Below are 17163 nucleotides of genomic sequence, written 5' to 3' on the forward strand. Positions count from 1 at the left end.
CGCGCGCCCCGCCAACCGCAGGGAAGGCGGCCCGCGTTGCGGGCCGGGGCCGGCCTCCGGCCCGGCCCGTGGCCTCCGCTGCGCTCCAGCCACTCCAGCGCACCCGCCAACTCCCGTGCGGGCAAGGTATGCCACGCTCCGCGCGGCCCACCCACGGGCCTTCGGCCCGAAGCAGCAGGAAGGAGGGGGAGGGGTGATGGGCCGTCGGGAGAGTGACAGACCGAATACAGGTCGGACCGGGCTAGGTTGCGGGGCGAGAGCGTGTGCTTCAAAGATAGCAGCTAGATTGAGACTGGAATGGTGCTACACCCCTTCCGAGCTGGAAAAAAAGTCCGGAGAATGGTTCGAATGTATGGACTGAGATTACCGGAAGAAAGGGCGCGGAATTGACAAGATGGCGAGCTGGGAATGTCGGTATCGGAAACGGAGGGGAGTGCGATGGGGAATAGGCGCGGGTGATTAGCCGGGGTGGGCCGAGTGACGTCCGAGTGCCGGTGGGGATGGGAGCTGCGCATGGCGGGGTATTCCTGGTCGGGGCCGTCGATCGGCGGGGGCGAGGGCGCCGTGGTTCGACCCTCGCGCGCGCGTGCGCGTCTTACTGATAAAAGGGGCCCGCGCGGAAACCTGCTCTGACCTGCGGCTTTGCGAGCGGCTATGTGTTGGCTCTGACACATCGACCTGCGGTTTTGTGCCCCGTCCGACACAAGAGCACCACATTTGGCCCTGGAAACAGGTACAAATTGCGTTTGTGCTGGTCAGGTACCTATTCGCCTGCCGGGTGGTGAGAGGCGATGTGTCGACGCCGACACCAGGGGGCCACGCCGAGAGGGACAAAGGTCCCTTTAGGCGGGGACAATCTCGGCTAGGGTGCCGGGGACCACACAAGATCGAGCAGCAGGAGCCAGGGTGCCCGGGGAAGCGAGTCGCTCCACCAGCAGGGGCAGGCGGTCGGTGAGCCGCGGTGAGCCTGTGACGTCGCCTCTGGCGGACAGCTTCGCGAAGGCGCTGGAGCGGACGCCGCCGGAACGCGGGCGGCCGGTGAAGTCGGCGAGCGTCGAGTACAAGTACCGCGAGCCCCACGACGCGTGGGGACGCAGCGGCTACAGCATGGTCAGCAACGACTTCCTCGCGGACGTCCTGGCGGTGCTGATCGCCCGATACGGCATGTCTCCCGTCCAGTCGGCCGTCCTGTTGTTCTGCATGGGCCGCCAGGTGGAGGGCCGCCTGAAGATCACCCACATCAAGGTCGCCCGGCACCTCGGGGTGGAGCGCGCGAACGTCACCCGGGCGCTGGGCAGCCTGGAGAACTGGCACATGATCCAGCGCCGGGCGAACTCGGTGATCGTGGTCAATCCGCTGATCTGCTTCAAGGGCAACGGCGACCTTCAGCGCGAGGCCCTGGAGCAGCTGCGGCAGGATGCCAGGGCCGCGCTCAGGAAGCACTACCCGGAGATGCGGGATGATGTTCTCGCGCTGGAGCAGGCCGCGAGCGAGAGCTTCCCGGAGTTCGCGCGGCCGGCCGTCCCGGAGCCGCGCACGCGGCAGCTGGCGTTCGGTGACAACGACGTGGAGGAGGAAGCATGCTGATCCAGGCCACCCTCGGGTTCGCGCAGCTGCACCGCTTGGAGCTCTCCAAGGCGTCCTACGACCTGCTCAGCGCCATGATGGAGGTTCAGCGCCCCGGCGGTGAGGTGAACGCCTCACAGGCCGAGCTGCGGGCGCGCGTGGGGCTCAGCAAGAACCGCACGTCGATTGCGATGAGCCAGCTGGTCGAGCGGCACGTCGTCCTGCGGCCCGAGGGCCGCTACCGCAGCTACTTCATCCATCCGTACTTCGCCGGGTACGCCAGCGAGGAGGAGATGGAGGGGGCGCTGCGCGAGGCGACCGAGGCCATCCAGGCCGGCGACCTGGCCGCGCCGGCGCTTCCCGCTCCGCAGCGGCATCTGGCCGCCGTGCCCACCCGTCGCAGCGCTTGACCGGCTGCCCGGCCGCCCGCCCGGCCGGGTGACACGACATCAGCGGTGCCGCGCCCCTCGGACAGGGGCGCGGCACCGCTTTCGTGTGCGGGCGGCGAGTGTCAGATCCGTACGCACCGTTCCCCTGAGCGGGAAAGCGCAGGTCAGGAGCGGGGCGAAAAAAATTATGGGCGATCCCCTTCCCTAGGTGTATGAACTTCCATACAGTGCATGTATCGAAGTTCATACACCTAGGGGGTTCCGTCCGTGTTAGTCACCCTGGTCACCGCCGCCCTCGCCATCGTCGGCACGCTGCTCGGCTCGATCGTCTCCGGGCGGTTCCAGGAGCGGGCCGCCGAACGGTCCGTCCGTGTCAGTCGCGACGAGACGATCCGGCGGGACCGCCTGGAGGCCGTCACCGCGCTGGGCTGCGCCGCCAGCGACCACCGCCGGACGATGTGGATGCGAGGCGACGCGATCCTCAAGGGCGCCGACGCCGAGCGGATCCAGGCCCTGCGCAGCGAGAGCCACCAGACCCGTTCCCAGGTCACCCGCCCGCTGGTCGCGATGCGCGTCCTGGTCACCGACCCGTTGGTGAGGGCCGCCGCCGACCACATGATCACGCTGACCTACGCGATCCGGGACAGCTTCGGCAGCACCGAGGAACTCACCGCCGCGCGGGAGGCCGCGATGGTCGCCCACGACCAGTTCGTGGACACCGCCGCCCGCTACCTCGCCCAGCACGCCTGACCGCTCCACCGCCGTGCTCGCTGGGCGGCCGGCCCCGGAATGTCATCGCTCTCCGGCCGGCGCGCCCCACCACCGACACTTCCCACCGCGTACCAGATCGGAGTCCTCATGGAGCAGCAGTCGAAGGCCCTCGCCCGGATCGGCAACATCGAGACGGGGGTCGAACGGACCGCCGGAACCACCGCCGGCGGTGAGGACCTGGCCGTGCTCGCCCCGGCCGCGGCCGCCGCGCTCAACCTGCTCGCCGACGCCGTCCGGCGCGGCGGCACCGACCACGACGACATCGTCCAGGCCCTCAAGGCCGCCCGTGTCCACGAGGCGTTCGCTGCCGTCTTCGACGCCGCCTCCGAGCGCGTCATGGACGCGGCCGACGACCCGTACGACTTCGACGTGCGGCTGCACGCCGACAACCTCGCCGGGGCCGCGGGCGACGTCCGGCGCGCCTTCGAGTGGCTCTGACCTCCGCCCGCACCCGTCACCGCCCCTGAGAGGACCCACGATGCCCGCCGTGGCCATCACCTCGTTCGGCTACCTGCACGGCCCGCAGCCGGACGCCCGCGCCTGCTACGACCTGCGCCACCAGTTCCGCGACCCGCACCTGCGTCCGGAGCTGCGCTACCTCACCGCCCGGGACGCCCCCGTGCGCGAGGCGGTGATGGCCACCGACGGCGTCCTGGCGCTGGTGCACGCCATCGCCGCCACCGTGGACGCCTACCTCGCCGGGCCGCGCCAGGACGAGCCGCTGACCGTGGCGCTCGGGTGCGCGGGCGGCCGTCATCGTTCTGCGACGGTGGCCGACGCGCTCGCCGCCGTCCTGTCCGGCGACACCGAGACCGCCGCCGCGTACCTGGTCGCCGTCCTGGCCGAGCGGTACAAGGAGCGCGGCCTGGCCGTCGACCTCCACCACCGCGACCTCGACAAGGACGTCGTCGACCGCTGAACGTCCACCCCGACCGGCACCACCAGGAGGAAGAAGCCCGGTGACCACCGAGCCCGAGCACACAACCCCCGCCCCTGACCTCACGATCCCGTTGTCCGCCGCCGACGCCCAGGTGCTGGGCGACGACGTCGGGCAGCTCGCCATGCGGCTCGGTGCCGTCCTGCACGGCCTCGCGCAACTGCGCGCCGGCGGGGCGAGCACCGACGACCTCGCCACCACCATCCTGATGTCCACCGGCCTGACGAAGCGGCTGGAGGGCATCCGGGACGCCGCTGTGCGTCAGCACGCCGCGCAGGGCGGCTCGTACGGCGCGCTGGCGACCGCCATGGGCGTCACCCGGGCCACCGCGCAGTCCCGCCGCGACACCCTGCTGAAGAAGGACCCGAGCGAGATGGAGAAGTGGGCCACCGACGGCGACTGACCGTCGTGCAGCAACCGGCCCTGCTGCACGAGCAGCACCCGTGTGCCGCCTGGCCGGCCGCCTCGCCGTGCAGCACCCGCCGCCCGCCCTTGCAGCAGATGCAGCAGCGCCCCGGATCCGTTGCGGTCCGGGGCGCTGCTGCATCTGCTGCTCAGGCTTCGACGTATGCCACGATCGTGATCTGCCGGAGGGCGGTCACGTAGTAGATCACCCGGACCCCGTCGACGTCGTCTACGTAGTCGCGCAGCAGGGTGTCGGGCACCGGGGTGCCCAGCTCGGGGTTGACGCTGATCGCGACGATCGCGCGGTCCAGGCGGTGCGTCTCGGCTGCCGTGAGCTTCTGCAGCTGGCTCAGCGCGGGCTCCACCAGGACGACCTGGGACCGGCGCGGCCCGTGCTCAGGCGACACGGGGCTGCTCGCCGGCGAGGCGCTCGAGGTGGGCGTCGCGGGCTTCCTCCCACAGCACCCCGGACTCCGCGGTCGGGTAGCCGTTCTCCGCGATGTCCTCCAGCACCGAGGCGAGGACGTCGACCCGGGCCCGCTGGTCGGCCGCGTAGGCGCGCACGGACGCGGCGGCGTTCTCGTCGAGGGGCTGGCGGTCGGGGGCGGGCGCGGGGGCCGGCTGCTGGCTCATCCGGGGCTCCTGGGCGGGTTGCTGGCGTGTGTTCTCACGGTAGCGCCGGGGCGGGGCGCTCCGGGACGGTACGGACGAAACCCCGCGGCCGAGCTGGGACCCAGGGCCCAGGTCACACGGACCAGTTGCCTCTACCAGGGAAAACGCCGGACCCAGGACCCAGCAGCCCCCGGTAGCGACGGAGTCCACGGGCAGGGCGGCGGGAGCACCCTGGAGACATGCGCACCAAGGACGTCCGGGTGGGCGAGACGTACCGCTGCGAGGTCCCCCTCGCGCTTCCCTGGCGGCGGTACCGGCCGGAGACGCTGGGCGACTCCTGGTGGCCGCTGAGCTGGCTGCGCGGCAGGTACTTCCTGCTGACCGTGGTCGACGTGGACACCGCCGCCCGGACTGCGCAGGGCCTGATGATGACGGGGGCGAGCACCCGGGTCACGGTGGAGCTCACCGAGGACCAGGCGCAGGAGGCCGGCCTCCCGCCCGGAGGCGGCTACCTGGTCTCCGGGATCCTGCTGGACGCCGAGGGCGAGCCCGTCGAACTCCCCCGCGTCGGCACGCTCACCGTGCCGCTGCGGTGGCTGCACCCGGTGGACACGCCCGTCTCCCCCAGCCACCACGACGCCTCGTTCCGGGAAATCCGCTGATCTGACCACCCCCACAGAGCGTGATCGGCGCAAGGGGGCTGTCACGCTTGTCGCGCTGTCACGCGAAAACGGCCCTGGCGGGGTTGCAGGGGTGTGTTCCACCGTCGGAACACGCTCAATTCGGGCATTCGGGCGGTTGCTGTCACGCGGTCGGCGGCGGGCGTGACAGGCGACGTGACAAGGTGCGTGACACCCCGATTGTGACGCTCGGTGAGCGTGGCACCGGTCGGAGCGGGTCCGCCTCCCAGGCTCCCACGTTGCCTCTCAGGAACGTGTCCACCTGGGGATTCGAGGGGGCAACCTCCCAGGCATTCCGGGCAGTGGCTCTGTCCACGAGAACGGACAGCAGATGTTCACCACTTCGGGAGGCGTCTGACTTCGGCTTTGTTCGATGTTCATGGCCCGGGGCGGCGCGGCTCCGGCGTGCGCCCGCGATGGGCTGTCAGCCCCTTCTGCCAGCATGCTGCCGTGACAGACACACGTGATCAGCGTCCCGCAGAAGCTACTCTCGACTTCCTGCGCTCCGTCTTCCCGCCGGAATGGCGCGAGCCGGCGCTCGGGCATGAAGCCGTCGCGGAGTGGGAGCAGGAGAACAGGGTGGTCCTGCCGGAGCCGTACAGGACCTTCATCGCGGAGGTCAGCAACGGGTCGAGCCTGGGCCCCGCCGGCGACGGCGGTCTCCAGCCGCTCGGCTGGCTGCCCGACACGTGGCCCGACCTCGGCCCGCGTCAGCCAGGGGAACCGTTCCCCCTGGAGGCAGCCTGGGGCTGGGAGGACGATGAGAGTGTCGGCCCCGAAGACCCGCGGATCGACGCCACGTTTAACAAGGGGTCCATTGTTCTCGGGTCCGAGGACGGGCAGTCGTTCTGGCTTCTGCTGACCACCGGCCCCCGCCGCAGCGAGGTCTGGATGGTCGCCGACGTAGGCGCCGTCCCGGCACCCGGCGACCAGGCATGGGGCTTCGAGGAGTGGGTGCGGCGCTGGCACACCGGCGAGGACTGGTGGGACTGATCACTCCGTCCTGCACAGTCGTAGGTCGCGGACTGTTCGAATTCTTGGTGCCTCCCGAAGTGGTGAACATCTGCTGTCCGTTCTCGTGGGCAGAGCTACGGGCAGCTTGGCTATTTCCGGCTCCCAGATCCCTCGGGGCGCAACAGGTTGACAGGGATCTGGGAGGTTGCCCTCGGTGATCAGCTCAGGAGAGGGGGCCAGACGTGCGGTCCGCGGCACTGCCCGCAGGCGGCGCAGCCGGCGCACTCCATGCAGAACAGGGCCGGGATGCGCGGGCAGTTGCAGATCGGGTTGTAGTCGGGGTCGTCGTCGCCCTCGAAGTACGGCTCCCCGAGCGGAGGCGCGTAGTCGACGTGGACCTGACCGTCGGCGGTGAGCGTCTCGTAGCGGGTGCCGCAGGCCGTCGACTGCACCCACGTGGCGACCGCCAGCTCCTCCGGGCGGCGCGTCATGACGCGGCCCCTGCGCGCGCCCCGGTGCCGGCCTCGTACGCGCGGGCGAGCAGGGCGTTGAAGGCGAGCGCGGCCGCCGGATCGGACTCGGGCAGTCGACCCACGGCCGCTCGCTCGTCCTCGCTGAGCGAGTCCAGCAGGCCGGTACGGGCCAGCGTGCCCAGCAGGGCGTGGCGCAGGACGTCCGGGGCGAGGGCGGCGCGGCGGGCGGCTTCGGCTTCCTGCTCCTGGCGGCGCTGCTCGTCCTGCATCTGCTGCACGCGTTGGGCTTCGGAATCGGCGGCGAGCTCGTCCTGGACGACGGCGTCGGCCTTCGGGTCGTAGACGCCGCCGGTCGTAGCGAGCAGCTGCGCGATGCGCTGCCACTCGCGGATTTCGGCGGCGCCGCGTTCGTCGTCGGCCAGGTCCTCGCGGTCACGGTCGAGGTGCCGCTGCAGTTCGGCTTCCTCGAGCGCGGCCGCGGCCTCGGTGGCGGTCATGCCGGTGGCGCGCCGGCGGACCGAGCGGCGGCCGACCTTCGCCCAGTCGACCGGCGGGCGGGGCGCGGCCGCGCCGGGGGCGGGAACGCGGGGACGGCGGCGGGAGCGGGGTGCGGGGGTGCTCACACGGGCCTCTCAGTCGTGACGGGAAAGGAGCGGGCTATCGGGCCGCCGCGCCTGGGTCGCGGCGGATACAGACAGGTCTATCGCAGCCGTGAATTCCGTGCTACTAAAACTCTATTTCGAGCCACTCTACGTCCCTGAATTCCACCGCCAGGCTCGCGCGACCGCCACCGGCTTGACGGAAATAGGCGTCCGCGATGGCCTCCTCGACCGCCTTGTGGAGGTCTGTGTCCGTCGCACCCTCCTCCTGTGCCGCCAGGATGAGGGCCGCGTGGGCGGGCGACACGGCGATGCTGAGGTCCCGTATCCGGGCGTCGTCCGAGGACCCGTTCGCGGTGAAGCCGAGGGAGGCCCGGAACTTGATGACGAATCCGCCCGAGGTGGTCGCACGCTGCCTCGCCTGTGCCCTGACCTGCGGTTGCCACTCCGACTCGGTCTCCTGGACCAGGGCCTGCTGGAGGCGCTTGTTCGGCTTGGTGGAGACGCCCGAGAGGTAGCGCTGCACCGTCTTGCGGGAGACACCCAGGCGCTCCGCCAGGCTCTTGGTGGAGCCCTTCTCCCGCTTGCGAAGGAATTTCATCTGGGCCCGCGCGGATTTCGGCGCGGGCCGGGTGAACAGGGCCCGCTCCGCACGGGCGAGGCCCTCCATGATCTTGGCGCGCGTCCGCGCTGCCTGCGCTGCCTTCGTGTCGTCATCCATACGAACACTTCATCGGAGCGGTCCTGTGGACAGAGGCCAGCGACCAGACGAGTCCCCTTGCCCGTCGAAGGGTTGACGGCGCAGGTCAGCGCGTCTTGGGTGGAGGACCAGGTTCAGAGCAAAGGGGGCTGGCCTTGGAGCAGCTCAGGTTGTCCGACCGGCTGCCGCAGTGTTCGCGCTGCGGGGGCGATCTCATCATGAGCGGGGTGGCACCGCAGGACGACGCGCACGGGCGGCCGATCCACCTGGAGCTGTGCCCGGCGTGCGACGCCGGCGACGTCGACCGCCCGGCGGCCGGCCTGTTCGTCCAGTGGTTCGCCGACGGCGGCGGCCATGACGAAAGCCGCGTCCAGGAGGGCGCGTACCTGCTGATGGAGTGGACAAAGGAGTGCATGGCTGTCCACGGCTGGTACTTGAAGGACGTCCCGCCCGAGCAGCCCTGAGCGCTGGCTCTGTTCACGAGTTCCAGCAGCAGATGTGCACGACTTTGGGAGGCGGCCCGTCTGAGCCGTGGCCGATGTTCACGAGAACGGACAGCACCCCACCACCGGAGGTTCAGCTCTGACGTCTCCCGGCGTCGGGCGTACCGTGGAAATGTGGCCGGGACCGATCAATACGCCCAGTGGGTAGCCCGGCGAATCCGAACCTTCGCCCAGGTACCCTCCGGCACTCCGCTGGTGTGGCAGGCCGCACGGCTCTACCAGCACACCCGGCGCCTGGCTGAGCGCCCGCGGGGCCACGGCGCTGAAGACGCCCTGGCGGCACTCGCCCTGAGCACGAGCATCTACCACGAAGCCCGGTGGAGTGGTGTGCTTCAAGCGGTGCGGGAGGGCGCCACCATTGAGGAGATCGCTATTGCCCTTGGGATCTCTATCGACGACGCCCGAGACCTCATACACCGGATCCAGGGCCGCGAACTTGAGCTCAAGCGGTACTTCCAGCAGGCGAGACCGTAGCGATACCAAGGCCATCTCCTCGGTCCGAGACAAGGCCCGGTGCTGTCGAAACTCGTGAACATTCCAACCCGGCGGCGACGGCCGGCCGCCTCCCGAACTGCTGTGTAAGTGCTGTCCATTCTCGTGGATAGAGCCACAAGCCCGTGCGCCTGTTCGCCGACTACCTGGCCGGGGACATCGCCCGGCGCCGCGGTGGACCCGCAGCGTCAACGAACACCACAGCGCGCTGGCGTACGCGATCGAGGCCAAGGAGCGTAAGGAGCAGGCGGAACGCCGGCAGCAGAAGGATGACGACGGGGAGTAGAAGAGCCGGGCCGTGACCCTTGGCAGGACGGCAACGTTGGACACGGCAGCGCGTTGAACATCCGACCCCCCGCGGATACGCGTGTGAGGCCCCACACCGGCGCAGCAGCGCAGGGCGGGGCCTCACGGCGTCCAGGCGCCGTCCGTGCTCGTGATCGGCAACGGGAGGGTGCGGGTTGTGCGTCAGGTGCGCAACGGTCCGGAGGCCGGAGCCGGTGCGCGGTCAGCCTGCGGGCATGGACAAGTTGATCGATCTGGTCAGCACGCTCGTCTCCGGAGCGGTTATCGCCGTTCTGGCGGCGTGGCTGACCAACCGCGCCCGCAACCACCAGGAGCAGCAGGCCGAGATCGGGGCCCTGCGGGTGTAGGCGGATGCGATGACGGTGGCGGTGATGGAACTGCAGGGTGTGGCCGCCGCCAACCGGCTGCTGTGGGAGGGGCCGGCCGAGCGCGGCCGGACGTTCCTGCTGACCGTGCTGGCCTTCGCGGGTGGCGCCGCCCGCGCCCGGATCGCCGGCGGCACCGACGTGCAGAGCGGCCTCGTGGGCTTCGGGCGCGCGGCCGAGCTGCTGAGCCGGGAGCGGGTGGCGAGCAAGCAGACCGTGGCCGCCGTACGAGAGCCGCTCACCCGGGCCGCCACCGCAGCCGCCCCGCTCCTGCGCTGCTCCGACCCGGCCGTCGTCACCGCCACCGAGCAGCTGCTGAACGCCCTGTCGGATGTGGAGGACACCGCGCGCCTGGAGGCCGCCCTGGCCGCGTTCGGCCGAGCCGTCAACGCCGCCACTGCGCCGCGGCTGTCCTGGTGGGCACGTCGCCGGGCCGCGCGCACGACCCGACGGGCGGCCCTTCCGTAGGATGCGAAACGCCGCGTCCCCGGCAGCTTCAATGCCGGGGACGCGGCGCTCGTGCGTGAGCCGGCCTACAGCTCGATCTGGATCTGCTCGATGTCGGTGAACTCCACGCCCAGGCCGTGCGCCCGGGAGTTGTTGGCACGGAAGTACATCCGGGCGAGGCCCTCGGCGGCGATCTGCTGGAGCTGCCGTTCGGTGGCGCCCTGTTCCCGGGCGGTGAACAGGCGGTCCGCGTACTCGGGCGGCAGGGCCTGGGTGATGTCGCGGATCCGGGCGTCGTCGGTGGTGCCCGGCGCCGCGGTGAACCCGAACCGGGCCCGGGTGGAGATGACCAGGCCGTCGGTGGAGGCCGCCTTCTTCCTCGCCTTGGCGCGCACCTGCGGCTGCCACCGCTTCCTGACCTCACGCTCTATGCGGCCGCGCAGGTCCTGGCGGGGCCGCTTGAGCTTGCCGGAGACGTACCGCTCCACCGTGCGCTGGGAGATCCCGAGCGCCTGTGCGGTGGCCTTGGTGCCCTTGAGCTGCTTGACCAGGTACTTCATCTGCGCCTGGGCGCTTTGCGGGATGCGGCGGGTGAAGGCCCCCTCCAGCGCGCGGTCCAGGCTGTCCCCGAGCGAGTCCACCACGGCCTACTCCCCTTCTCCGGCGCTCTGGTCGGTCTTGATGAGGTTGGCGATGTTGAAGACGCCGCCGCGCTCCTCGAACTGCTGCTCCGCCCACAGGACGGTCTGGGTGCCCTGGTGCTTGACCATGCCGGGCGAGACCCCGAGCCGGAACGTGCCGGGCACCGGCTTGCCCTCGGGCGTGTGCGGCAGGACGTCCAGCGGGGACGGGCCGGGCGAGGGGTAGACGATGGCGTCGGTGCCGATCGCGACCGGGTACCGGTCGGCGGCGGCCGCCGTCTTCATCAGCTTGCGGTGCAGGCCGACGCGCTGGGCCGCGAGCACGGCGGCCCGGATGTCGGGGCGCCACGTCTCCCGGTTCAGCGCCGGGTAGGGCTCGTAGTACGGCACCTGGCCCCGGGAGCGCTGCCTGAGCTTGCCGATGGCGCCCTTCGCCGTCGCCTTGATCGCGGTCTCCAGCAGCGCCATCGTGGGGTCGACCTGCTTGCGCCGCGCCATCGCCTCGAGGAACTCGCTCCCGGTGAGGTCGGTGGTGACGCCCATGTCGGCCATCGTGGCCACGTACGCGTCGCGCAGCCGCTTGTACCAGGGGTCCAGGTAGCGGCCGGTCTGGGTGCGCACGTAGGCCTCGATCGGCGCGACGTCGAAGCCGAGCTCGACCGCGTAGGCGACGGTCGGGGTGGCGTACCAGGCCGGGCCCTCGGGCCTCTCGCCTTTCGGTGTGAACGGGCTCGGGAGCCGGTCTGCGTCGACGGTGCGGCCGCCCACCTGGACGCGGGACAGGTCGACGTGGGAGAGGTCGACCAGCCATGAGCCGGGCAGCGCCGGGTCGAAGGCCGGGTTGCCGGTCAGGTGGGTGGGTCCGTTCAGTCCGACGGTGAGCCCGTTCGCGGCAGCGGCGAACGACATGTTGAGGTCGACGACGACCAAGTACGGGTTGGCGCACTCCTCATCGGTCAGCGGCCGGCACCAGTCGTAGGGCTCCTCCATCAGCATCTCGGCCGGGGTGCGCAGGTGGTGCCGGGCGAACTTGCCCTTGAGGATCGGGTGTTCGTCGGGGACCTCGCACTCCACCACGGGGTACACCGCAGTGAGCGCGTCGTCGTTGAAGGCCCGCTTGAACTCGCCGGTGTCCGGGTCCTTCTCAGCGCGGGTCGGCGGCCGCAGCGCGGTCATCAGCTCCAGGCCGGTCGTCGCGGTGCTGCCGCGCGGTGTCATCACCCGGGCCGCGTACAGGCCGAGGTAGCGGGCGAGGTCGGCCGGGTGCATCGTCGGCAGCTGCGGGTCGTCGCGCTTGTCCCACTCGCGGGCGTCCAGCGCGTTCCAGGGCAGGATGCACAGCTGGACGCAGCGCCGCCTCGAGCCCTCCGGGTCGCGATACACCCGCGCCCACGGCCCGAATCCTCGCTGGGTGAGCTGGAGCCCGGCCCGCTCGGTCTGCTTGAGCACCTTGTGGCCGGCCGCCAGTCGTCCCGCGCGCTGCTCGTCCGGCGACAGGGCGGCGGGCAGGCCGTAGCGCTCCAGCGCAGACGCGGTCAGGACGAGGATCGGGTCGGCGTCGCGGCCGTTGCGGTGCAGCCGGGCCTGACCGAGGCGGGCCTCGGCCAGCGTCCAGTCGACCAGCGCCGGGATGGACTTGGCGGGCACGTCCAGGACCAGGCCGCCGACGCAGTACGCCGACACCTGTCCGTCCTCGCAGTCGATGACCGCGAGCGGCCCGTTCTCGAACCGCGGATCGGGGGCCGCCGCCACCGTGGTCTTCGCCGCCGCCTTCTTCGCACCCGGGCGCCGCGACGACGCCGCGGGCCGGCTGGTGCTGCTCGCCGCCGCCTTCGGGCGGGATGGTGGGACGGTGGCGGGCGCGGGTGCCGGGACTGGCTCCGGGGCCGGGCCGGTGAACGCCTCCGGGGCCACCGGCGCCGGGGCAGCGGCGGGCGCGTCGGAGTCCGGGGCGGGGAAGCGGGCGGCGAGGCCCTCCAGGAGACGGGCGTACGCGGCGCGCTTCGGCGGCCGCGGTTCGGTAGCACCTGACTCCCAGTTCCCGATGGTCTCCCGCCGGCTCTTCAGGGCCTTGGCGATTTGCTCCTGGCTCAGCCCGGCGGCCTCGCGCAGACGCTTGCGCTCCTCGGGCGTCGGGAGATCGTCCTGAGCGACCTCTTCCAGCAGCGCATCGACGGCACTGAACAGCTCGTTCCCAGTAGGCACAGAGCTCACCTCCACAACGCACCATACCCCAATCGCCCGTTGGATTTCACATCGGATTTCACATGGATTGCTCAATGCGGTTAAGGTCTGCCGGGACGATCTAGACCGTGAAAGCGCTGGAGGCCCTGTGGACGGCATGAACGACCGCGCCGTACTTCCGGCCGACGAGAGCAGGGCCGTGCTGAGGCGGGTGATCCTGCCCGAAGCCGCTGCGAGCGCCGTACCCCAGGCCCGTCCGGTCGTGGTGTTCGTCGGTGGCCAGCCGGGGGCTGGGAAGACCAACGTCGCCGACTTGGTCCAGGCGGCGCTCGGGCGGCGCGGTGGCTCGGTGCGGATCGGCCGCGACCTCTACAAGGCCGCCCACCGCCACTACGCCGCGGCGTTGGCCGCCGACGTCCGGACCGCCGGCGCCAAGGTCCGGCCGGACACCAGCTCGTGGCAGGCAGCCGTCGAGGGGTACGTCCGCGACCACGGCCTGGATGCAGTCGTCGAATCCGCCCTCGCTGACCCCGACGACTTCCGTGCGTCGTCGGCGGCGTACCGCGGCTCCCGGTACCGGATCGAGGTCGTCGCGCTCGCGACGCCGGAGGCGTGGAGCCAGCTGGGCATCCTCAATCGCTTTCTCACCGAGGCCGCCGGCGGGACGGGCGGCCGGTTCGTGAGCTGGGCGAACCACGACGTCTGCGCGAGGAACATGCTGGCGACGCTCGCGGTCATCGAGGAGGAGCAACTCGCCGACCGCGTCACCGTGGTGACCCGCGACGGCACCGTGCTGTACGACAACGAGCTCGTCGACAGCGCGTGGCGGCGCCGGCCCGCCGCCGACAAGGCGGTCGCCCGAGGCCGCTCACGCGCGTGGACGGCCCGGGAGACGGCCGTGTTCCATCGAGAGATAGCCCGCGCCGAGGTGCGCGTGCACCGCGACGTGCCGGGCGAGGACGAGCGCCTGGCCGTCGTACGGGACGCGCGGCGAGCCGCGGCGCTCGCCGAGCCCGTACGGCGCATCGCCCAGCCCCGACGGCGCGCGCCGGGCGTGGACTACCACCGGCTCTCCGCCACCGAGCACCGCTGGGTCTTCGACGAGCTGATCGTCCCGTCCTACCTGAACGGCATCGTCCCCCGGGACGAGCCGCGCGCCGTCTACGTCCTGGGGCAGCCCGGGGCGGGCAAGCTGCTGGCCGCCCGGATGGTCCGCCGCGCGATGCGGCCCGGCACGACGCGGCTGGTCGGCGACGACTTCAAGGCCCAGCACCCCGACTACTTCCAGCTGCTGCGCGACGACCCCCGCAGCGCCGGCGCGGCGATCCGCGCGGACTACCGGGCCTGGTTCGCCTGGGCCGAGCAGTACGTCCGTGACCGGCGCGGCGACGTCCTGATCGAGGCCGCTCCCGGCAGCGTGGAGGAGTTCCTCGCCAGCGCGCTGCCCTTCGCGACCGGCGGCTACGCGGTCGAACTCGTCGTCCTGGCCGTGCGGGAAACCGACAGCCGGCTCTCGACCGCGCTGCGCTACGCCCGTGCCCTGCAGCGCGGCGGCACCGGCCGGTTCACCAGCCGCTCCGGGCACGACGCCTGCTTCCGCGCGCTCGCCGACGTCGTTGCCGTCGCCGAGCAGCACCCGCAGATTGCGGCCATCACGGTGATCCGCCGGGACGGCCAAGCTCTGCTGCGCCACGAGAGGGGCGGCGCCGGACGGGCTTCGTGGGCCCTGGCCGCGGAACGGCTCCGTCCCTACACCGAGCAGGAGGCTGAGGCATTTCTCCGCCTCCATCAAGGCCTGCGCCGGGCGTTCCCGCGGCACCGTCGGGAGCTGGACGAGATCGCCGCGCTCGCCCGGCCGCTGATGCCCGCGCGGGTGCAGCCGGCTCGCCTCGGCCGGCCGCACCCGCCCGTCTGGCTCCTGCCCGTGCCGGGCAGGAGCAGGGGCTACGTCTCCTTGAGCTCCTTCAGCCGGGCGGCGTGGGCGGCGGCGATCCGGTCGGCCTCCTCCGGAACCGCCGTGGCCAGCTGGGCCCGGTCTGCAAGGGCGGCCTCCCAGCCCGCCTTCAGCTCCTCGACCCGCTCCTCGTTGGGCACCGGCGCGCGGCGCTCCTCGAGGAGCTGGGCGTTGTACCAGTTCACCATCTCCCGGCCTCCGTGCGGATCAGTCTTCCGTCATGTTTGCTGTGCAGCGACGCGCTTGGCCGCCAGACGGCGCTTGGGGAGGAGTGGATCGACCACGACCCCGGGCCCCATGCCGGGGGTGTAGTTCCACGTCCTCACCTTGTTCGCGACGCGGGTCAGACTCTCGTCACCTGAGGCGATGTCGATGTAGAAGAGGGATTCGTCCGGCTTGGAGTCGTCGCCGCCCCAACGGACGACGCCCTCAAGATCGGCGAGGATGTCGCGGACCACCCGCTTTGCTGGGCGAAGAAGCCGTCCCGGGCACCGCTTGGGTAGTGCTCGGGACGAATCTGCACCGCTGTGCCGGACGCCTGGACGGAAGACTGCAGCACCAGGGGCCTCCTGTTGCTCGGTTGGATTCGACACCCACGAGCTGTGCGGGAGGCCCCGCTTTCATGCCCGGTCAGTCAGAAGATCAACCGACCGAGTCGACGACCTCGAACTCACGCCCACCAAGATCGATAGAGCAACGACTTCTCAGCAAGCCAGGTCAGGTGTCACCTATCCGTGCAGCAGTCCCCGGCGACGCGTCAGCGCGGCGTCAGGTGGTCCCGTCAGACTTAGGAACCGTCCAACCTGAACTACCGCTAGGAGAACGCAATGAACGTGACGCATACCGTGGGCGTCACCGATCTTGACGATCAGCAGATCACCGAGGTCAGTGACGTCGAGATCGAGCTCGACCTGGACACGAACGCGCCTCACTACCTGTACAGCCCGAGCGCGGGCTGATGGCCGACGAGGCGTAGCCAAGCCACCGTCGAGGCGGTGGACGCGGATGCAGTATTTAGTGTCCACCGCCTCGACGTTGATTCGTTTCTTTTGGATATCACCCGGATACGGGGACAGATAAAGATGGCTACGGCCGTCGGCTTGCTGACAGAGAACTGAATGTCTGCCCGGCCTGTGCGCGCGTGCAGACCCAAACACCGGTCTTAGGTGCCGAACGGAAGGGACACTTCTCGAATGTCGAGAATACCGGTCAATCTCCGAGGGCCCATCGAGACGGTGCAGGTTAGTCTGACCGGTACGCAGCGCCTCTCTGCCATTTATCACCGAAACGTGGCCCAGCGTCTTGTCCGGGCTCTTCCGCTCGCGGAGGGCGAGTCGTGCCAGTTGGAGTGTTTAATGGCCCGCGCTCGCTCAGTCCAGTGGTTGAGTCCGGAAGCGGTGCATCGCTTATATCAGTTACCAAGGTATCCGCTGCACGCTGACGACCAGCCTTGGCTGAGTGAAGTTCTTTACCAAGCGGCGCTAGCAACGCCTTCAGCGACCCCCTACACCGGCCCGAAGGCATCATGGATCGTGAACGCGTTGAGGGAATTAATCGAGCCTTCCGCGAACGAGTATCCAGTCGTAATCGATCTGCCCCGCCGTTTGCGCGTTTCTCTCGAAATAGCCAGGCGTGCTTTTTCCCTGGCCTGGCCTGAAGCGTGGGCGGAGCACAATCTCCTGGTGAAGTACCTGGTTTTCATCGATGCACAGCCGATGCGGTCGGCGACGCATCAGACGACGTTTGGCGCCGTCTATCTCGAAGCAAACGCGGCCGAAGATCCTTTGAATCTCTTCTTGGATCTGGTGCACGAGACGGGTCACCACGCACTCGCGTTGCGTGATCAGTTTGCCGGATTTCTGAAGAATCCAGATGCGTTGAGCGAGCATCCGTTGCGTCCAGGGGCACGTCCGCTGAGAGGCGTTCTCCACGCCGCCTTTGTGCTGTGGCGCATGGCCGAAGCACTCCGCCGCTATGACCAGGTCGCCCCGCGAGGAGGTCCGCTTGACGGACACCCGTGGCAGACACAGCACGCGGAGCTGGCGGAGCAACTGCTAGCAGTACTGCAGAGGTTAGACGCGGACGCCCAGTGGACAGACTCCGGGCTTGCATTACGTCGAAGCCTGACCGAAAACTGCCAGAAGATCCGCTCCCAAGTGGCCAGTTAATCACCCGATACCTCGCA

At 70.2% G+C, this 17163-nt stretch carries 22 protein-coding genes; 15 read left to right on the forward strand and 7 right to left on the reverse strand.

Going from position 1 to position 17163, the window contains the following annotated elements; translation table 11 throughout:
- Positions 1–969 precede the first annotated feature (969 nt).
- The 6 genes from BLW85_RS00190 (at position 970) to BLW85_RS00215 (ending at position 4066) form a co-directional block, all read left to right on the forward strand.
- Positions 970–1587 carry a replication/maintenance protein RepL gene (locus tag BLW85_RS00190; RefSeq protein ID WP_074989933.1) on the forward strand — a complete coding sequence of 206 codons (618 nt, stop codon included), beginning with the start codon at positions 970–972 and terminating at the stop codon, positions 1585–1587.
- Positions 1581–1976 (forward strand): hypothetical protein, encoded by a 396-nt coding sequence (locus tag BLW85_RS00195; RefSeq protein ID WP_074989934.1) that lies wholly within the window; start codon positions 1581–1583, stop codon positions 1974–1976. The genes BLW85_RS00190 and BLW85_RS00195 overlap by 7 nt, the downstream gene beginning before the upstream one ends.
- 246 nt (positions 1977–2222) lie before the next feature.
- Complete coding sequence (locus BLW85_RS00200; protein WP_079172174.1) at positions 2223–2705, forward strand: hypothetical protein; 483 nt, start codon at positions 2223–2225, stop codon at positions 2703–2705.
- Positions 2706–2813: 108 nt separating this feature from the next.
- On the forward strand, positions 2814–3164 hold the full coding sequence (locus BLW85_RS00205) for a hypothetical protein (RefSeq protein WP_074989935.1): 351 nt from the start codon (positions 2814–2816) through the stop codon (positions 3162–3164).
- A gap of 40 nt (positions 3165–3204) precedes the next feature.
- Positions 3205–3645, forward strand: a complete 441-nt coding sequence (locus BLW85_RS00210) for a RapZ C-terminal domain-containing protein (protein ID WP_074989936.1) — start codon at positions 3205–3207, stop codon at positions 3643–3645.
- A gap of 40 nt (positions 3646–3685) precedes the next feature.
- The gene (locus BLW85_RS00215) at positions 3686–4066 is read left to right on the forward strand and encodes a hypothetical protein (RefSeq protein ID WP_074989937.1); all 381 of its coding nucleotides are present in this window, start codon (positions 3686–3688) and stop codon (positions 4064–4066) included.
- Positions 4067–4217: 151 nt separating this feature from the next.
- On the opposite strand, the gene BLW85_RS00220 is transcribed toward BLW85_RS00215, so the two are convergent.
- The gene (locus BLW85_RS00220; RefSeq protein WP_074989938.1) at positions 4218–4475 is read right to left on the reverse strand and encodes a hypothetical protein; all 258 of its coding nucleotides are present in this window, start codon (positions 4473–4475) and stop codon (positions 4218–4220) included.
- Entirely contained in the window at positions 4465–4701 is a 237-nt protein-coding gene (locus BLW85_RS00225; RefSeq protein WP_074989939.1) for a hypothetical protein, read from the reverse strand. Before BLW85_RS00225 ends, BLW85_RS00220 begins: the two co-directional genes overlap by 11 nt.
- A 218-nt stretch (positions 4702–4919) precedes the next feature.
- Here BLW85_RS00225 and BLW85_RS00230 point away from each other — a divergent pair, with 218 nt between their 5' ends.
- Both BLW85_RS00230 and BLW85_RS00235 read left to right on the forward strand, forming a co-directional pair.
- The gene (locus tag BLW85_RS00230) at positions 4920–5342 is read left to right on the forward strand and encodes a hypothetical protein (RefSeq protein WP_074989940.1); all 423 of its coding nucleotides are present in this window, start codon (positions 4920–4922) and stop codon (positions 5340–5342) included.
- A gap of 468 nt (positions 5343–5810) precedes the next feature.
- The gene (locus BLW85_RS00235) at positions 5811–6353 is read left to right on the forward strand and encodes an SMI1/KNR4 family protein (protein WP_074989941.1); all 543 of its coding nucleotides are present in this window, start codon (positions 5811–5813) and stop codon (positions 6351–6353) included.
- Between the two features lie 179 nt (positions 6354–6532).
- Here the strand turns inward: BLW85_RS00235 and BLW85_RS00240 are convergent, their stop codons facing one another.
- From BLW85_RS00240 to tpg (BLW85_RS00255), 3 genes are all read right to left on the reverse strand, one after another.
- Positions 6533–6805 carry a hypothetical protein gene (locus tag BLW85_RS00240; protein WP_074989942.1) on the reverse strand — a complete coding sequence of 91 codons (273 nt, stop codon included), beginning with the start codon at positions 6803–6805 and terminating at the stop codon, positions 6533–6535.
- Complete coding sequence (locus BLW85_RS39075) at positions 6802–7410, reverse strand: hypothetical protein (RefSeq protein WP_167381336.1); 609 nt, start codon at positions 7408–7410, stop codon at positions 6802–6804. Before BLW85_RS39075 ends, BLW85_RS00240 begins: the two co-directional genes overlap by 4 nt.
- 103 nt (positions 7411–7513) lie before the next feature.
- Positions 7514–8107, reverse strand: a complete 594-nt coding sequence (tpg, locus tag BLW85_RS00255; protein WP_074989945.1) for a telomere-protecting terminal protein Tpg — start codon at positions 8105–8107, stop codon at positions 7514–7516.
- A 134-nt stretch (positions 8108–8241) separates the two neighbouring features.
- On the opposite strand from tpg (BLW85_RS00255), the gene BLW85_RS00260 reads away from it, so the two are divergent.
- The 4 genes from BLW85_RS00260 (at position 8242) to BLW85_RS00270 (ending at position 10220) form a co-directional block, all read left to right on the forward strand.
- The gene (locus tag BLW85_RS00260; protein WP_074989946.1) at positions 8242–8550 is read left to right on the forward strand and encodes a DUF6300 family protein; all 309 of its coding nucleotides are present in this window, start codon (positions 8242–8244) and stop codon (positions 8548–8550) included.
- Positions 8551–8703: 153 nt separating this feature from the next.
- Positions 8704–9063 carry a hypothetical protein gene (locus BLW85_RS00265; protein ID WP_143060383.1) on the forward strand — a complete coding sequence of 120 codons (360 nt, stop codon included), beginning with the start codon at positions 8704–8706 and terminating at the stop codon, positions 9061–9063.
- A 539-nt stretch (positions 9064–9602) separates the two neighbouring features.
- Entirely contained in the window at positions 9603–9734 is a 132-nt protein-coding gene (locus BLW85_RS40505; protein ID WP_279628553.1) for a hypothetical protein, read from the forward strand.
- Positions 9735–9758: 24 nt separating this feature from the next.
- Entirely contained in the window at positions 9759–10220 is a 462-nt protein-coding gene (locus BLW85_RS00270; protein WP_143060384.1) for a hypothetical protein, read from the forward strand.
- Positions 10221–10285: 65 nt separating this feature from the next.
- Here the strand turns inward: BLW85_RS00270 and tpg (BLW85_RS00275) are convergent, their stop codons facing one another.
- Together tpg (BLW85_RS00275) and tap are read right to left on the reverse strand one after the other, a co-directional pair.
- A complete protein-coding gene (tpg, locus tag BLW85_RS00275; protein WP_107409033.1) occupies positions 10286–10843 on the reverse strand; it encodes a telomere-protecting terminal protein Tpg in 558 nt (185 codons plus the stop codon).
- Between the two features lie 3 nt (positions 10844–10846).
- Complete coding sequence (tap, locus tag BLW85_RS00280) at positions 10847–13045, reverse strand: telomere-associated protein Tap (protein ID WP_074989949.1); 2199 nt, start codon at positions 13043–13045, stop codon at positions 10847–10849.
- 136 nt (positions 13046–13181) lie between these two features.
- Between tap and BLW85_RS00285 the strand changes: the two genes are divergently transcribed.
- The 3 genes from BLW85_RS00285 (at position 13182) to BLW85_RS00290 (ending at position 17146) form a co-directional block, all read left to right on the forward strand.
- The gene (locus BLW85_RS00285; RefSeq protein WP_079172197.1) at positions 13182–15290 is read left to right on the forward strand and encodes a zeta toxin family protein; all 2109 of its coding nucleotides are present in this window, start codon (positions 13182–13184) and stop codon (positions 15288–15290) included.
- 515 nt (positions 15291–15805) lie between these two features.
- Positions 15806–15937 carry a hypothetical protein gene (locus tag BLW85_RS40510; protein WP_279628554.1) on the forward strand — a complete coding sequence of 44 codons (132 nt, stop codon included), beginning with the start codon at positions 15806–15808 and terminating at the stop codon, positions 15935–15937.
- Between the two features lie 330 nt (positions 15938–16267).
- On the forward strand, positions 16268–17146 hold the full coding sequence (locus BLW85_RS00290) for an aKG-HExxH-type peptide beta-hydroxylase (RefSeq protein ID WP_167381337.1): 879 nt from the start codon (positions 16268–16270) through the stop codon (positions 17144–17146).
- The last annotated feature ends 17 nt before the right edge of the window (positions 17147–17163 follow it).

The sequence above is a fragment of the Streptomyces misionensis genome, assembly GCF_900104815.1.
GTDB lineage: Bacteria > Actinomycetota > Actinomycetes > Streptomycetales > Streptomycetaceae > Streptomyces > Streptomyces misionensis.

What these genes read in the sequence shown, in the direction of transcription:
- BLW85_RS00195 (WP_074989934.1), top strand. Translation starts at nt 1,581, where the DNA reads ATGCTGATCCAGGCCACCCTCGGGTTCGCGCAGCTGCACCGCTTGGAG.
- BLW85_RS00205 (WP_074989935.1), top strand. Translation starts at nt 2,814, where the DNA reads ATGGAGCAGCAGTCGAAGGCCCTCGCCCGGATCGGCAACATCGAGACG.
- BLW85_RS00210 (WP_074989936.1), top strand. Translation starts at nt 3,205, where the DNA reads ATGCCCGCCGTGGCCATCACCTCGTTCGGCTACCTGCACGGCCCGCAG.
- BLW85_RS00225 (WP_074989939.1), bottom strand. Translation starts at nt 4,701, where the DNA reads ATGAGCCAGCAGCCGGCCCCCGCGCCCGCCCCCGACCGCCAGCCCCTC.
- BLW85_RS00230 (WP_074989940.1), top strand. Translation starts at nt 4,920, where the DNA reads ATGCGCACCAAGGACGTCCGGGTGGGCGAGACGTACCGCTGCGAGGTC.
- BLW85_RS00240 (WP_074989942.1), bottom strand. Translation starts at nt 6,805, where the DNA reads ATGACGCGCCGCCCGGAGGAGCTGGCGGTCGCCACGTGGGTGCAGTCG.
- tpg (WP_074989945.1), bottom strand. Translation starts at nt 8,107, where the DNA reads ATGGATGACGACACGAAGGCAGCGCAGGCAGCGCGGACGCGCGCCAAG.
- BLW85_RS40505 (WP_279628553.1), top strand. Translation starts at nt 9,603, where the DNA reads ATGGACAAGTTGATCGATCTGGTCAGCACGCTCGTCTCCGGAGCGGTT.
- BLW85_RS00270 (WP_143060384.1), top strand. Translation starts at nt 9,759, where the DNA reads ATGGAACTGCAGGGTGTGGCCGCCGCCAACCGGCTGCTGTGGGAGGGG.
- BLW85_RS00285 (WP_079172197.1), top strand. Translation starts at nt 13,182, where the DNA reads ATGAACGACCGCGCCGTACTTCCGGCCGACGAGAGCAGGGCCGTGCTG.
- BLW85_RS40510 (WP_279628554.1), top strand. Translation starts at nt 15,806, where the DNA reads ATGAACGTGACGCATACCGTGGGCGTCACCGATCTTGACGATCAGCAG.